The following is a 13,637-nucleotide window of genomic DNA, read 5'->3' as shown; positions in this document are numbered from 1 at the left end:
GAGTGACGTTTCCGCGCGGCTGTCGGGCGTACGGCATCCGGCCGGGTTCGCTCATCACATGATCAGTAAGACAGTCCGGCGCGGTCTCACCGTGCTGCTCGTCCTTGCCGCGGCCCTGCCCGCCGCCCCCGCGTCCGCCGGGCCCGTCCCGCCGCCGCGGCCCGCGGCCCCCGGCGCCTCCCCGCTGGTCCCCGGCATCCCGTCCGCGCCGACCCACCCGTGGCAGCTGGACACCCGCGATCAGGTCCTGGCGCCGCAGGTGTACCGGCCGAGCGCCGCCGAGGACGCCATCGAGCCCATGGAGGCGCCGGCCGGTACCGACGCCCTCGTCGAGTACGTGCCGTCGAGCGAGGTCGCCGCCGCCGGTGCCGCTCCCGTGTGCACCCGGCGCGCGGGCCCCTACCAGCGGCAGGTCGAGCGCTGGCTCCACAGGAAGGTGGACGGCAAGCAGTCCGCCGCGGACTGCCGGGCGATCCGCGCCTTCCAGCGCAAGCAGGGGATCCGGCCCGCGAGCGGGTTCGCGGGGCCGGTGACCTGGGCCCGGATGCGGTTGATCACGGCCCGCAAGAACCCGAACGCCACGAAACAGTGCCCCACGCGCGCGTACCGCGTCGCCTGCGTCGATCTGACCCGGCAGCTGATGTGGGTGCAGAAGGGCAAGAAGGTGCTGCTCGGCCCCGTGCCCGTCCGCACCGGGCGGGCCGGTTACCGGACCCGTACGGGCTGGCACAAGGTCTACTGGAAGCACAAGAACCACTGGTCGTCGCTGTACGAGACGCCCATGCCGTACAGCCAGTTCTTCAACGGCGGCCAGGCGTTCCACGCCATCTACGGCAACGTGTACAGCCCGCCGGGCTCGCGCGGCTGTGTGAACATGCGGGTCGCCGACGCCCGCGCGCTGTGGAAGACCCTGTTCAAGGGCGACCGGGTCTATGTGTGGGGGCGTAAGCCGGGGACCTGAGCCGGGCGGCCAAGACCTGCGGGAGCGGGGGCTGTCGGCGGGCTCTGAGACACTTGTCCGCGATGAACGAGACAGCACCTTTCCGTGTCCGGGCCGAGATCGACCTCGCCGCCCTCCGCGCCAACGTGCGCGCGCTGCGTGCCCATGCGCCGGACGCCGCGTTCATGGCCGTGGTGAAGGCGGACGGATACGGCCACGGAATGGTGCCCTGCGCCAAGGCCGCCCGTGAGGCGGGCGCCACCTGGATCGGCACCGCCACCCCCGAGGAGGCCCTGGCCCTGCGCGCCGCGGGCCTGCCGGGGCGGATCATGTGCTGGCTGTGGACGCCCGGCGGGCCCTGGCGCGAGGGAGTCGAGGCCGACCTGGACATGTCGGTGAGCGCCCTGTGGGCGCTGGAGGAGGTGACGGCTGCCGCGCGCGAGGCGGGGCGGACCGCCCGTATCCAGCTCAAGGCCGACACGGGACTGGGGCGCAACGGCTGCATGCCCGCGGACTGGCCCGAGCTCGTCGACCGCGCCCTGCGCGCCGAGGACGACGGGCTGGTCACGGTCACCGGCCTCTGGTCGCACTTCGCGTGCGCCGACGAGCCGGGGCATCCGTCGATCGCCGCCCAGCTCACGGTCTTCCGCGAGATGGTGGCGTACGCGGAGGACCGCGGGATCCGGCCGGAGGTGCGGCACATCGCCAACTCCCCGGCGACGCTCACCCTTCCGGAGGCGCACTTCGACCTCGTGCGTCCGGGCATCGCGATGTACGGGGTGTCGCCGAGCCCCGAGGTGGGCACCTCCGCGGACTTCGGGCTGCGGCCCGTCATGACGCTCACCGCCTCGCTCGCCCATGTGAAGCGCGCCCCGGCGGGCCACGGCGTGAGCTACGGCCATCACTACGTCACCCCCGGCGAGACGACCCTCGGCCTCATCCCTGCCGGTTACGGCGACGGGATCCCGCGCCACGCCTCCGGCACGGCCCCGGTGCTCGTCGACGGCAAGCTGCGGACGGCCGCGGGACGGGTCGCGATGGACCAGTTCGTGGTGGACCTCGGCGGGGACGAGCCCGCAGTGGGCACGGAGGCCGTGCTGTTCGGCCCCGGCGACCGCGGCGAGCCGACCGCGGAGGACTGGGCGCAGGCCGCGGGCACCATCGCGTACGAAATCGTCACCCGCATCGGATCGCGCGTCCCGCGCGTCTTCGTGCACGAGCGGGCTGACGACTGACCGGGAACTGACGAGGAGCGGCACGTGAGCGAGAGCAGCACGGGGGCGGCCGCGGTGGAAGCGGTGTCGGAGGCCGCCGCCGCGGCCGGGAACTGGCGCAAGGCAGGAGTGGCGGGCGCCGCGATAGGCGTCCTCGCCGCGGGCGCGGCCGCCGGTGTGGCCATAGAGCGGCTCACCGTCGGCCGCGGCATGCGCAAGAAGGCGCGGCTCGCGCTCGACGCGTCGGGGCCGTACGGCTCGCTGCGCGGCATGCCGGGCACGGCGTACGCGGACGACGGCACGGAGCTCTCCTACGAGGTGGAGGAGGCCGAGGAGGCCGGGGGCGGCGGCGACCAGGCCCCGCGGCGGCGTCGGCTCTTCGGCCGCCGGTCTCCCGCGCCCGTCACCGTCGTCTTCAGCCACGGCTACTGCCTGAGCCAGGACTCCTGGCACTTCCAGCGGGCCGCCCTGCGCGGCGTCGTCCGCGCGGTCTACTGGGACCAGCGCAGCCACGCCCGTTCGGCGCGCGGGGTCGACCAGCTGGAGCACGACGTGCCGGTCTCCATCGACCAGCTGGGGCGCGACCTGAAGGCCGTCATCGACGCCGCGGCGCCCGAGGGGCCGCTCGTCCTCGTCGGGCACTCCATGGGCGGCATGACGACCATGGCGCTCGCCGACCAGTTTCCCGAGCTGATCCGCGACCGCGTGGTGGGCGTCGCCCTGATCGGCACGTCGTCGGGGCAGCTCGGCGAGGTGAACTTCGGGCTCCCGGTGGCCGGGATGAACGCGGTGCGGCGGGTGCTGCCAGGACTGCTGCGGGCGCTCGGCTCGCAGGCCGAGCTGGTGGAGCGGGGGCGGCGGGCCACCGCGGACCTCTTCGCGGGCGTCATCAAGCGGTACTCGTTCTCGCGCAAGGACGTGGACCCGGCCATCGCGCGGTTCGCGGAGCGGATGATCGAGGCGACCCCGATCGACGTGGTCGCGGAGTTCTACCCGGCCTTCGCCGAGCACGACAAGGCGGAGGCGCTGAAGCACTTCGCCGAGCTGCCGGTGCTCGTCCTCGCGGGGGACCAGGACCTGGTCACGCCGAGTGAGCACAGCGAGGCGATCGCCCACCTGCTGCCCGACGCCGAGCTGGTGCTCGTCCCGGAGGCCGGGCACCTGGTCATGCTGGAGCACCCGGAGGTGGTCATGGACCGGCTCGCGGATCTGCTGGTGCGGGCGGGCGCGGTCCCGGTGGCCGAGGGCGCGGTGGGCGGCCGGTCGGGGCGGGCCGACGGCTGAGCGGGCGGGCCGGGGCGCGGGTTGACGGGCGGGCCTGAGCGAGAGCTCCCAGCCGCTAACGTGGTCGGTATGGAAGCACCGCACCACCAGGCCCCGGCCGTCACACTCAAGATCACTGTCAACTCCCCCGAGCACATGGGCGAGTTGGGACGTCGTCTGGCCAAGCTCCTGCGCCCGGGCGACCTCGTCATGCTCACCGGCGAGCTCGGCGCCGGGAAGACGACGCTGACCCGCGGCCTCGGCGAGGGCCTCGGCGTGCGCGGCGCCGTCACCTCCCCGACCTTCGTCATCGCCCGTGTGCACCCCCCGCTCGGCGACGGACCCTCGCTGGTCCACGTGGACGCGTACCGCCTGGGCGGCGGGCTCGACGAGATGGAGGACCTGGACCTCGACGTCTCGCTGCCCGAATCGGTGATCGTCGTGGAGTGGGGCGACGGCAAGGTCGAGGAGTTGTCGGACGACCGGCTGCGGGTCGTCATCGACCGTGCCGTGGGCGACACGACGGACGAGGTGCGCGAGGTGACGCTCACCGGGCTCGGCGCGCGGTGGGCGGACGCCGACCTGGCGTCGCTGGGCGCCTGAGGGGCGCCTGAAGGGCTTCGCGGCCCCCTCGCACACTCCCGCCCCGGGCCCTCGGCCCGGGGCGTTTCTCGTACGTTCGACCGAACGTTCCGACAAGACGTCGGCAAAATGTTGCGTTGCGTGCGCCAGGCATGGTCACATGGATACAGGTCCTGGTTAGGTCTACCTAACTACGTCTGCCCCCGGAGCCCCCAGGAGGCATCCATGTCGGCTTCAAAACGTGACGCCTGCGCTCAGCCGCGCGGCGAAAGGCTGCCTGGGCCATCGGCCGCCGTGGACCCCTCGAACCTGTCGATGAGTGATCTGCTCGCGTCGTGCGCTGCCGCGAGCGCCGTCTCCACGCCTCCGTGCGACCCTGCGCCCGCGGGGGACGCGCCCACGCCCACGACGGAGCCGAGTCGTCCGTCCTGCTGAGTTCTGCCGGGTTCCGCTGAGTTCCGCCCGGTTCCGCTGATCAGGGAACGACGACGACCTTCTTGTCGCGCAGCGCGAACTCCCACATCGCGTTGGCGTGCGCACGGGACTGGCGGATGCCGCCGGTCTTCTTCGCCGCGTCGGGCGGCGGCGTCGAGCCGTCGACGGCCGCGCTGAAGCCGATCGCGACCCCCTCGTTGGCCGTGAAGATCACGACGTGCTCGATCGGCACGCCATCCGTACCGGTGATGCGGCCCGTCCGGGAAGTGACGGCGTACGTGCCGGGGACCGGGTCGACCGTGCCAGGCGTGACCTTGAAGGTCTGCTTGGCCTTGCCGGACGCCTCGACGAGCCAGACGCGCTGGTCGTCCAGGGAGTACACGACCCGCTCGCCCGCGCCGGACCGCGCGGGCACGGCGGTGGGGTTCTTCTTGTCCTTGGGGGAGCGCGACGCGGAGGCGGAAGGGGACTTGTCGGCCTTCCGCGGGTGGTCCGGCGCGCTGGCCGAGGCCTGATAGGCGAGGAAGCCGACCGCGGCGAGCGCGACAGCGGTGAGCCCGGCCACGATTCCCGAGCTGCTCCTTGACACCTTGCGCCACCCACCTCTTCGTACTGCGTACGGCTACGGAGTGACGGTAGCAGCAGCCGTGCCGCATCCCCGGGCACCGCACCTGACCCCTCATGCCGGTGCGGCCGTGCGCGGCGCCCGGGAGCCGTAGGCTGTTTGCGTGCTCTTGCTCGCTCTGGATACCGCAACGCCCGCCGTCACCGTCGCCCTCCACGACGGCTCCTCTGTCGTCTCAGAGTCGAGCCAGGTCGACGCCCGCCGCCACGGGGAACTGCTGCTCCCGGCCGTCGACCGTGTGCTCGCCGACGCCGGACTGAGACTCGACGCCGTGACCGGCATCGTCGTCGGCGTGGGCCCCGGCCCCTACACCGGACTGCGCGTCGGCCTGATGACCGCCGACACGTTCGGCCTCGCGCTCGGCGTCCCGGTGCACGGAGTGTGCACGCTGGACGGCCTCGCGTACGCCTCGGGCATCGAGAGCGGCCCCTTCGTGGTGGCCACCGACGCCCGCCGCAAGGAGGTCTACTGGGCCCGCTACGACGACGTGCGCACGCGCGTGGGCGAGCCCGCCGTCGACCGGCCCGCGGACATCGCCGCCGAGGTCGAGGGGCTGCCCGCCGTCGGCGCCGGCGCGCTGCTCTACCCCGACACCTTCCCCGACACCCGCGCCCCCGAGCACGTGTCGGCGGCCGCGCTCGCCGCCCTGGCCGCGGAGCGGCTCGCGGCGGGCGAGGAGCTCCTGGAGCCCCGGCCGCTGTACCTGCGCCGCCCGGACGCGCAGGTGCCCAAGAACTACAAGGTGGTCACCCCGAAGTGACCCAGGTGACCGAGTCCGCCGTGCTGCGCGAGATGCGCTGGTGGGACATCGACGCGGTGTTCGTCCTGGAGAAGGAGCTCTTCCCGGACGACGCCTGGTCGCGCGGGATGTTCTGGTCCGAGCTCGCCCACGCGCGCGGACCGCTCGCCACCCGCCGCTACGTGGTGGCCATGGACGGCGACCGCCTCGTCGGGTACGCGGGACTCGCCGCCGCCGGGGATCTCGCCGACGTCCAGACCATCGCCGTGGCCCGCGATCACTGGGGCACCGGCCTCGGCGCCCGGCTCCTCACCGACCTGCTCCAGGCCGCGACCGCCTTCGAGTGCGCCGAGGTGATGCTGGAAGTGCGGGTCGACAACACACGGGCGCAGAAGCTGTACGAGCGCTTCGGCTTCGAGCCCATCGGCTTCCGGCGCGGCTACTACCAGCCGGGCAACGTGGACGCCCTGGTCATGCGCCGCACCGATCCCTCCACCTCCGCACCTGGCGTACAAGGAACCGAGATTCATGGCTGACTCGCGCGACGAACCCCTCGTCCTCGGCATCGAGACCTCCTGCGACGAGACCGGCGTCGGCATCGTCCGCGGCACCACGCTGCTCGCGGACGCCATCGCCTCCAGCGTCGACGAGCACGCCCGCTTCGGCGGCGTCGTGCCCGAGGTCGCCTCCCGCGCACACCTCGAAGCGATGGTGCCCACCATCGACCGCGCCCTGAAGGAAGCGGGGGTGAGCGCGAAGGACCTCGACGGCATCTCGGTGACCGCGGGGCCCGGCCTGGCGGGCGCGCTGCTCGTCGGCGTCTCGGCCGCGAAGGCGTACGCGTACGCGCTGGGCAAGCCGCTCTACGGCGTCAACCACCTCGCCTCGCACATCTGCGTGGACCAGCTGGAGCACGGGCCGCTGCCCGAGCCGACGATGGCGCTCCTGGTCTCCGGCGGCCACTCGTCGCTGCTGCTGTCCGAGGACATCACGTCCGACGTCCGGCCGCTCGGCTCGACCATCGACGACGCGGCGGGCGAGGCCTTCGACAAGATCGCGCGGGTGCTGAACCTCGGCTTCCCCGGCGGTCCCGTCATCGACCGCTACGCGCGCGAGGGCGACCCGAACGCGATCTCCTTCCCGCGCGGCCTGACCGGGCCCCGCGACGCCGCGTACGACTTCTCCTTCTCCGGGCTGAAGACGTCCGTCGCCCGCTGGATCGAGGCGAAGCGGGCCGCGGGCGAGGAGGTGCCGGTGCGGGACGTGTCCGCGTCCTTCCAGGAGGCGGTCGTCGACGTGCTGACCCGCAAGGCCGTGCGGGCCTGCAAGGACGAGGGCGTCGACCACCTGATGATCGGCGGTGGCGTGGCCGCCAACTCGCGTCTGCGCGCCCTCGCCCAGGAGCGGTGCGAGAAGGCGGGCATCCAGCTGCGCGTGCCGCGCCCCAAGCTGTGCACGGACAACGGCGCGATGGTCGCGGCCCTCGGCGCCGAGATGGTGGCCCGCAACCGGGCGGCATCGGACTGGGACCTGTCGGCGGACTCGTCGCTGCCGGTGACGGAGCCGCACGTGCCGGGACACGCGCACACCCACGATCACGACCACGTGCACGAGGTCAGCAAGGAGAACCTGTACTCGTGACCGTCGCACTGATGTGGGAGGCCCGGGCCGTCGAGGGGCGCGGCGACGAGCTGCTCGCCTGGGCGCGGGCCCAGGCGATCGGCGGCGTCGACGGCGCCCCGGTCCGCCGCGAGACCTTCCGCGCGCCGCAGGACCGGGTGCTCGTCATCACCTGGTGGGACGCGGCGTTCGACGCCGAGCTGCCGGAACTTCCCGAGCCCGACGGCGGGTTGGTGACGCGGGCGGTGCACCGGTGGCGGTTCGAGTCGGTGGAGGAGGCTTAGGAAGGGTCGTAGAGGCCTAGGCCTCCTCGGCGCTCAGCAGTACCGCGACCGTCACGAGTGACAGGACCGCCGTGCAGATCGTGGAGAGCACCACCAGTGTGCCGAGCGTGCTGTCGAAGTACCGGTCGACGGCTCCGTCGGCCACGTACGAGTACAGGCCGCGCCCGTCCAGGTAGAGCAGCACGAACGCCAGCGCGAGCCCCGCGCCCCGGCCCGCCGCACGCCCCGCGAGCAGCGCCGCCCCGACCAGCAGGGGCGCGAGGGCGAAGGCCGCGGTGTGGAAGCTGTACGGGATCGACGTGGAGTACGAGGCGTCGACCACGTCCCGGAAGAAGCCGCCGACCCCGGCGTCGGGCGAGCCGCCGACGAGGAACACCTGCGCCCGCGTCAGCCGGTAGATCAGCCAGGCGACGGCGATGGCACCGGACAGCAGCAGGCAGACGCCCGCGGTGGCGAACTGCGGGCGCACGGCCGTCGGCATCGGTCGCGGGGCGTCGTACGGCGCGTACGGCGCGTACGACCTGGGGATGACCTGGCGTCGGCCCGCGCGCGTCATCCCGATCAGCGTCGCCGCGCCCACGAGCAGCCCGAGCACCCGGAAGCCGATGAGGAGCTGTCCGTACTCGGAACGCCTCAGCACGGCCCGGTAGTCCGAGGAGACCGCGAGGCCCACCAACTCCCGCAGGGAGAGGGCGATCAGCACCACCGCGAGCAGCATCAGCGCGCCGCGCGCCACCCGGCGGCGGGCGACCGCGATCCCACCGAAGACGAGCGCGGCCGTGATCAGCGCCCAGTCGTGCGGGGTCTGGGCATAGGGGATGAACGGGATCCGTGGGTCGTACAGGGCGGTGATGAAGTCGCCGCCGTCCGCGCCGCGGCTGTCCACCTCGTAGCCGATCCAGCCCGCCGCGGCGACGGCGTAGAGGCCGACGAGCAGGCCGATGCGGACGTACGCCGCCGAGGCCGCGTCCCCCGCCCGGTCCAGGTCCTGTTGTGGTGTGCCGTACTGCGGCATCGTCATCCGAGTCCCCCGTCTTTGAGCTTCTGGTGTCAGGGACACGTCGTGGCGGTGGGTCAGTTCCCCGGGCGGGCGTCGGCTCGCCACCGCGAGCGAGGACGGCACCGTGCGCCTGTGGAACCTCGACGAGCTGCTCTGATCACCGTCGGTACGTCAGCAGATAGCGCCAGAAGAGCAGTTGGCGCACGCTGCTGCCGGGCAGGAGGCGGGCCGCCTCGGTGCGGACCTGAGGGAGCCGCATGTCCGGCTGGTGCACCGGGGCCTTGAGCGGGGGAGTGCGCTCGCCGCGCAGGCGTTCGGAGGCGTACACGGTCACCCTTGCCACCGCGTTCGCGGGGGACGCCGCGAAGTCCCACCAGGTCATGCCCGCGTAGCAGCCGAGGACGAGCAGGGTGCCGCCCGGGGCGAGGGCGTCGCGCAGGCGCGTCACCGTATCGAACGGCATGTGGTGCAGGCTCGCCAGGCAGGTGATGACGTCGTAGTGGCCCTCGGGGAGGTCCTCCGCGGTCACGTCGGCCTGCCGGAAACGGGGGCCGCCGCCCGTCGCCTCCGCTTCGGCGATCACCTCCGCCGACGGGTCCAGCGCGTCGACCTCGTAGCCGCGGGCCGCGAGGAGGCGGGCGAAGCGGCCGGTGCCGCAGCCGATGTCGAGGGCGGTGCGGCCGCCGGGCGGCAGGTTCCGCAGGAGCAGCGGGTGGTAGTGGTCGTTGTGGTCGAAGGGCATGCGGGGGAGCCTGGCACACCCGCCCGGGATCACTGGGAGTGCGCTGCCCGGCCCAGCAAGCCGTCGACGACCGCGCCCAGTTGGCGGGTCACGTCGTAGTCCTCGGTGAGTTCGGCCCAGCGGCCCGCGAGCGCCGCGAGGTGGGGGAGTTCGGCCGCGTCCGCGTCGGCGAGCAGGTCGGGGAAGTGGCGCTTGCGGCCCGGGTCCTCGGCGCGGCGCTCCATGGCGTGGCGGAAGGCCAGGTCTCCGTAGACGCAGTGCCAGATGGTCCGGTACGCGCGCACGGCCTCCTCGGGGGTGAGCCCGCACGCCATGCCGCAGGCGATGATCTCCTCGACCATCCACAGGGCGCCCTCGTCGGTGAGGTCGCCGAGGCTGAGCACCTCTACCACCCAGGGCATCCGCGCCAGGATGCCGTGCATGTGCAGCGAGACGGCGAGGAGGCGGTCGCGCGGGTCCGCGGGCAGTTCGGGGCGCGGGACCGTGGCGGCCGTACCGGCGAGCGTGAGCATCAGGAGCTCGTCCTTGTCGCGCACGTGGTGGTAGAGCGCCATCGGCGTCGTGCCGACCTCTTTGGCGACCCGGCGCATGCTCAGGGCCGCGACGCCCTCCGTCTCCAGGATCCGGCGGGCCGTCGCGACGACGGTCTCCGTCTCGATACGGCGGGGGCGCCCCACGGCGCGCTTCTTCCCCGCCGCCGGAGCTTTCCCGGACGCCTTCCCGGACGCCTTCCCGGACGCCTTCCCGGACGCCTTCTCGGGGGCCTCGGCTCCCGCCTGCTCGTTGTCGTCTGCTGCCACCCGCTCATTGTCGCCCCTGGGCAAGGTCGCCGAGCAGCGACCCTTGCGTAATTTCTATACGCGTATAGTAATGTCCGGCGCATGGTGAACGTGAACCCGAATCCGAGCCGGAACCCGGGCGCGCAGCCCGGGCGTCGGCTGCTGCCGGTGCTGCTCACCGTGCAGTTCCTCGTCTCTCTCGACATGTCCGTCGTCAACATCGCCCTGCCCGACATGGGCGACGACCTCGGCTTTGCCCCCGACGCGCTGCTCTGGGTCGTCAACGCCTACGCGCTCGCCTTCGGCGGCCTGCTCATGCTCGGCGGCCGCCTCGCCGACCTGGTCGGCAGACGGCGCACCCTCACCTGGGGCTTCGCCGTCTTCGGGGCGGCGAGCCTGGCGGGTGGGCTGGCCCTCGCGCCGGGGCAGCTGATCGCCGCGCGTGCGGTGCAGGGCGCGGGCGCGGCGGCGCTCGCACCCGTCGCGCTCGCCCTGATCACCGTGAACTACGCGGCGGGGCCCGCGCGGTCCCGGGCGCTCGGCCTGTGGGGCGTCTCCGGGGCGCTCGGCGGCGCCGTCGGGATCATGGCGGGCGGACTGCTCACCGACTGGGTGGGCTGGCGCTCCGTGATGCTGATCAACGTCCCCGTGGTGCTCGCCGCGCTCCTCGCCGCGCGCCGCGGCATCCCCGCCGACCGCCGCACCGGACCCGCGCCCCGCCTCGACATCACCGGCGCCCTGCTCGTCACGGCCGGTACGACCCTGCTCGTCCTCGGCCTCGTGCGCACGGAGACGACCGGCTGGGGATCGGGCGCCACACTGGGCACGCTCGGCGCCGCGGCCGTGCTGCTCGCCGCCTTCGTCGCCGTCGAGGCCCGCAAGCGGGAGCCGCTGCTGCGACTCGGCCTGCTCGGCACGGCGCACCGGCCCGTGCTCTCCGCGAACGTCTTCGCCCTGCTGATGTCCTCGGGACAGTTCGCCGCCTTCTACTTCACCTCGCTCTACCTCCAGCAGGTGATGGGGTACGGGCCGACGGCGGCCGGCGCCGCGTTCCTGCCGTTCTGCGCGGGCATCGTGGCCGGTTCGACGGTCGCCACCCGCACCGTCGGGCGGCTCGGCCAGCGGACGCTCCTCGTGGCGGGCGGGCTGCTCGGGGCCGCCGGGTTCGGCTGGTTCGCGCTGACGGTCGAGGCGGGCGGCACGTTCCTCGGCTCCGTCCTCGGGCCCTCGCTGGTCGCGAGCGTCGGCATCGGCCTGTGCTTCGTGCCGCTCGGCACGGCGGCGACCAGCGGCGTCGCCCCCGAGGAGACCGGCATGGCCTCCGGGCTGCTCAACAGCTCCCGCCAGCTCGGTGGCTCCCTGGGCCTCGCGGTCCTGGTCACGGTCGCGGCGAGCGCCACGGGGCAGGGGCGGGGCCGCGGCGCCCTCGCCGAGGGGTACGCGGCGGCCTTCGCGGTGTCCGCGGGCCTCCTGGTGGCGGCCGCCCTGGCGACTGCGGCGTTGCACGGCCCGCGTACGTCTCCCACCGCACCGCTACGACCTGCGAAAACGCCGACCGGAGAAGAAACTTCGAAGAACTTCGGCGACGATGTCGAAACGGGCGTCTCCCGTTCGACGCAAGGGTGAGAGGCGAGGAGAAGCCCCGCCGCCACCCGATTGGGAGACCACCATGCCGCGCTACATGACGCTGATCCGCATCGACGAGAACAACGCGCCCGAGGGCGGCCCGAGCCCCGAACTGCAGGAGCGCATGGGCGCGCTGCTTGAGGAGATCACCAGGGCGGGCGTGATGCTCGACACCGCAGGGCTCCGGCCGACCTCCGAAGGCACCCGCGTGACCTGGGACAAGGGCGAACTGTCCACGACCGACGGACCGTTCACCGAGACCAAGGAGGTCATCGGCGGCTACTCCATCTGCCAGGCCAAGGACATGGCCGAGGCCGTCGAGTGGACCAAGCGGTTCCTCAAGACCCACGAGGACTACTGGACGATCACCGCGGAGGTCCGGGAGCTCGAGGGCTGAGCCTCGCCTCAGTGCCTTTGCGGCGGTGGCGCCGGGGTGCTCTGATGGATGGCCGTGAGCCATCCTCCGGAGCACCCCCGCCAGGCCATCGAGACCGTCTTCCGCATGGAGTCGCCGCGCATCATCGCCGGGGTGACGCGGATCGTACGAGACGTCGGCATCGCCGAGGAACTGGCGCAGGACGCCCTCGTGGCGGCCCTCGAACAGTGGCCCGCGCAAGGCGTCCCCGACAACCCGGGCGCCTGGCTCATGGCCACCGCCAGGCACCGCGCCGTCGACCTGGTGCGCCGCCGCGAGCGCTATGCCCGCAAGCTCGCCGAGGTCGGCCGCGACCTGGAGACCGCCCCGCCCCCCACCGACCCCGTCGGGGACGTCGTGTCCGCCGACCCCGACGCCATCGACGACGACCTGCTCCGCCTCGTCTTCATCGCCTGTCACCCGGTGCTCTCCACCGAGGCCCGCGTGGCGCTCACGCTGCGCCTGCTCGGCGGTCTGACCACCGCGGAGATCGCCCGCGCGATGCTCGCCCCCGAACCGACCGTGGCGCAGCGGATCGTCCGCGCCAAACGCACCCTCGCCGCCCGTGCCGTCGCCTTCGAGGTCCCCTACGGCCCGGACCGCGAAGCCCGCGTCGGTTCGGTCCTCGAAGTCATCTACCTGATCTTCAACGAGGGGTACGCCGCCACGGCGGGCGACGACCTGCTGCGCCCCGCCCTGTGCGAGGACGCACTGCGCCTGGCCCGGGTGCTCACCGCTCTGCTGCCCGACGAGTCCGAGGCGCACGGCCTGGCCGCGCTGCTCGAACTGCAGGCCTCGCGCACGGCGGCGCGCACGGGCCCGGCGGGCGAGCCGGTGCTGCTCAAGGACCAGAGCCGGGCCCACTGGAACCAGATGCTGGTCCGGCGCGGTTTCGCCGCCCTGGCGCGGGCCCAGAGCACGGCGCCCTCACCCGCGGGCGCCCTGGGCCCGTACGCCCTGCAGGCCGCGATCGCCGCCTGCCACGCCCACGCGCACACCTACGAGGAGACCGACTGGCAGCAGATCGCCGCCCTCTACGGCCTGCTCGCCGCCCGCGCCCCGTCCCCGGTCGTCGAGCTCAACCGCGCGGTCGCCGTCGCGATGGCCCAGGGCACGGAGGCAGGCCTCGTGCTGGTCGACGCGCTCACCGCCGAACCCGTCCTGAAGGACTACCACTTGCTGCCCAGCGTGCGGGGCGACCTGCTGGAGCGGCTCGGGCGGGCGGAGGAGGCCCACGCGGAGTTCGAGCGTGCGGCGTCGCTGGCGCGCAACGAGCGGGAACGGGAACTGCTCCTGGCGCGGGCCGCGGACTGCTGGGCGGGGCCGGGCCGCGGGGCGGTGGACGGGCGTCAATAGCGCTGCCGCACCCGTAC

At 73.3% G+C, this 13,637-nt stretch carries 15 protein-coding genes and 1 pseudogene; 12 read left to right on the top strand and 4 right to left on the bottom strand.

All coding sequences use genetic code 11. The annotated features are described in order from the left end of the window. The first annotated feature begins 58 nt into the window (after positions 1 to 58). The 4 genes from AC068B_RS09040 (at position 59) to tsaE (ending at position 4,020) form a co-directional block, all read left to right on the top strand. Entirely contained in the window at positions 59 to 961 is a 903-nt protein-coding gene (locus AC068B_RS09040; RefSeq protein ID WP_478670084.1) for a L,D-transpeptidase family protein, read from the top strand. A 62-nt stretch (positions 962 to 1,023) separates the two neighbouring features. Continuing rightward, positions 1,024 to 2,175, top strand: coding sequence for an alanine racemase (gene alr, locus AC068B_RS09035; RefSeq protein WP_478670082.1), 1,152 nt, complete (start codon positions 1,024 to 1,026; stop codon positions 2,173 to 2,175). A gap of 24 nt (positions 2,176 to 2,199) precedes the next feature. Further along, the gene (locus AC068B_RS09030) at positions 2,200 to 3,438 is read left to right on the top strand and encodes an alpha/beta fold hydrolase (RefSeq protein WP_478670080.1); all 1,239 of its coding nucleotides are present in this window, start codon (positions 2,200 to 2,202) and stop codon (positions 3,436 to 3,438) included. Between the two features lie 69 nt (positions 3,439 to 3,507). Then, positions 3,508 to 4,020: a tRNA (adenosine(37)-N6)-threonylcarbamoyltransferase complex ATPase subunit type 1 TsaE gene (gene tsaE / locus AC068B_RS09025; RefSeq protein ID WP_468555990.1), complete on the top strand. Its 513-nt coding sequence runs from the start codon at positions 3,508 to 3,510 to the stop codon at positions 4,018 to 4,020. Between the two features lie 454 nt (positions 4,021 to 4,474). Here tsaE and AC068B_RS09020 read toward each other — a convergent pair whose 3' ends face one another. Then, positions 4,475 to 4,999, bottom strand: a complete 525-nt coding sequence (locus AC068B_RS09020; protein WP_478670077.1) for a hypothetical protein — start codon at positions 4,997 to 4,999, stop codon at positions 4,475 to 4,477. Positions 5,000 to 5,162: 163 nt separating this feature from the next. Between AC068B_RS09020 and tsaB the strand changes: the two genes are divergently transcribed. The 4 genes from tsaB to AC068B_RS09000 are packed head-to-tail and all read left to right on the top strand — an operon-like array spanning position 5,163 to position 7,702. After that, positions 5,163 to 5,819, top strand: coding sequence for a tRNA (adenosine(37)-N6)-threonylcarbamoyltransferase complex dimerization subunit type 1 TsaB (tsaB, locus tag AC068B_RS09015; RefSeq protein WP_478670076.1), 657 nt, complete (start codon positions 5,163 to 5,165; stop codon positions 5,817 to 5,819). Between the two features lie 32 nt (positions 5,820 to 5,851). Then, positions 5,852 to 6,334 carry a ribosomal protein S18-alanine N-acetyltransferase gene (gene rimI, locus AC068B_RS09010; protein WP_356252382.1) on the top strand — a complete coding sequence of 161 codons (483 nt, stop codon included), beginning with the start codon at positions 5,852 to 5,854 and terminating at the stop codon, positions 6,332 to 6,334. After that, positions 6,327 to 7,439 carry a tRNA (adenosine(37)-N6)-threonylcarbamoyltransferase complex transferase subunit TsaD gene (gene tsaD, locus AC068B_RS09005; RefSeq protein WP_478670073.1) on the top strand — a complete coding sequence of 371 codons (1,113 nt, stop codon included), beginning with the start codon at positions 6,327 to 6,329 and terminating at the stop codon, positions 7,437 to 7,439. Before rimI ends, tsaD begins: the two co-directional genes overlap by 8 nt. Continuing rightward, positions 7,436 to 7,702 (top strand): hypothetical protein, encoded by a 267-nt coding sequence (locus AC068B_RS09000; RefSeq protein WP_478670072.1) that lies wholly within the window; start codon positions 7,436 to 7,438, stop codon positions 7,700 to 7,702. The genes tsaD and AC068B_RS09000 overlap by 4 nt, the downstream gene beginning before the upstream one ends. Positions 7,703 to 7,718: 16 nt before the next feature. On the opposite strand, the gene AC068B_RS08995 is transcribed toward AC068B_RS09000, so the two are convergent. Further along, a complete protein-coding gene (locus AC068B_RS08995; RefSeq protein ID WP_478670071.1) occupies positions 7,719 to 8,723 on the bottom strand; it encodes a hypothetical protein in 1,005 nt (334 codons plus the stop codon). A 58-nt stretch (positions 8,724 to 8,781) separates the two neighbouring features. Here AC068B_RS08995 and AC068B_RS08990 point away from each other — a divergent pair. Further along, a pseudogene (locus tag AC068B_RS08990) lies at positions 8,782 to 8,859 on the top strand (WD40 repeat domain-containing protein); the annotation flags it as partial. On the opposite strand, the gene AC068B_RS08985 reads toward AC068B_RS08990, so the two are convergent. Both AC068B_RS08985 and AC068B_RS08980 read right to left on the bottom strand, forming a co-directional pair. Next, positions 8,860 to 9,444 carry a class I SAM-dependent methyltransferase gene (locus tag AC068B_RS08985; RefSeq protein WP_478670068.1) on the bottom strand — a complete coding sequence of 195 codons (585 nt, stop codon included), beginning with the start codon at positions 9,442 to 9,444 and terminating at the stop codon, positions 8,860 to 8,862. Positions 9,445 to 9,473: 29 nt separating this feature from the next. After that, entirely contained in the window at positions 9,474 to 10,244 is a 771-nt protein-coding gene (locus AC068B_RS08980; protein WP_478670065.1) for a TetR/AcrR family transcriptional regulator, read from the bottom strand. A gap of 81 nt (positions 10,245 to 10,325) precedes the next feature. On the opposite strand from AC068B_RS08980, the gene AC068B_RS08975 reads away from it, so the two are divergent. From AC068B_RS08975 to AC068B_RS08965, 3 genes are read left to right on the top strand one after another with little or no spacing between them, the layout of a single operon-like run. Further along, positions 10,326 to 11,849, top strand: coding sequence for an MFS transporter (locus AC068B_RS08975; protein ID WP_478670063.1), 1,524 nt, complete (start codon positions 10,326 to 10,328; stop codon positions 11,847 to 11,849). Positions 11,850 to 11,892: 43 nt separating this feature from the next. Further along, on the top strand, positions 11,893 to 12,246 hold the full coding sequence (locus tag AC068B_RS08970) for a YciI family protein (protein WP_478670060.1): 354 nt from the start codon (positions 11,893 to 11,895) through the stop codon (positions 12,244 to 12,246). A 48-nt stretch (positions 12,247 to 12,294) separates the two neighbouring features. Further along, positions 12,295 to 13,620 (top strand): RNA polymerase sigma factor, encoded by a 1,326-nt coding sequence (locus AC068B_RS08965; RefSeq protein ID WP_478670058.1) that lies wholly within the window; start codon positions 12,295 to 12,297, stop codon positions 13,618 to 13,620. Positions 13,621 to 13,637 lie beyond the last annotated feature (17 nt).

This window comes from Streptomyces sp. NPDC042371, from assembly GCF_056437465.1.
This window is presented reverse-complemented; position numbering and strand designations above follow the sequence as displayed.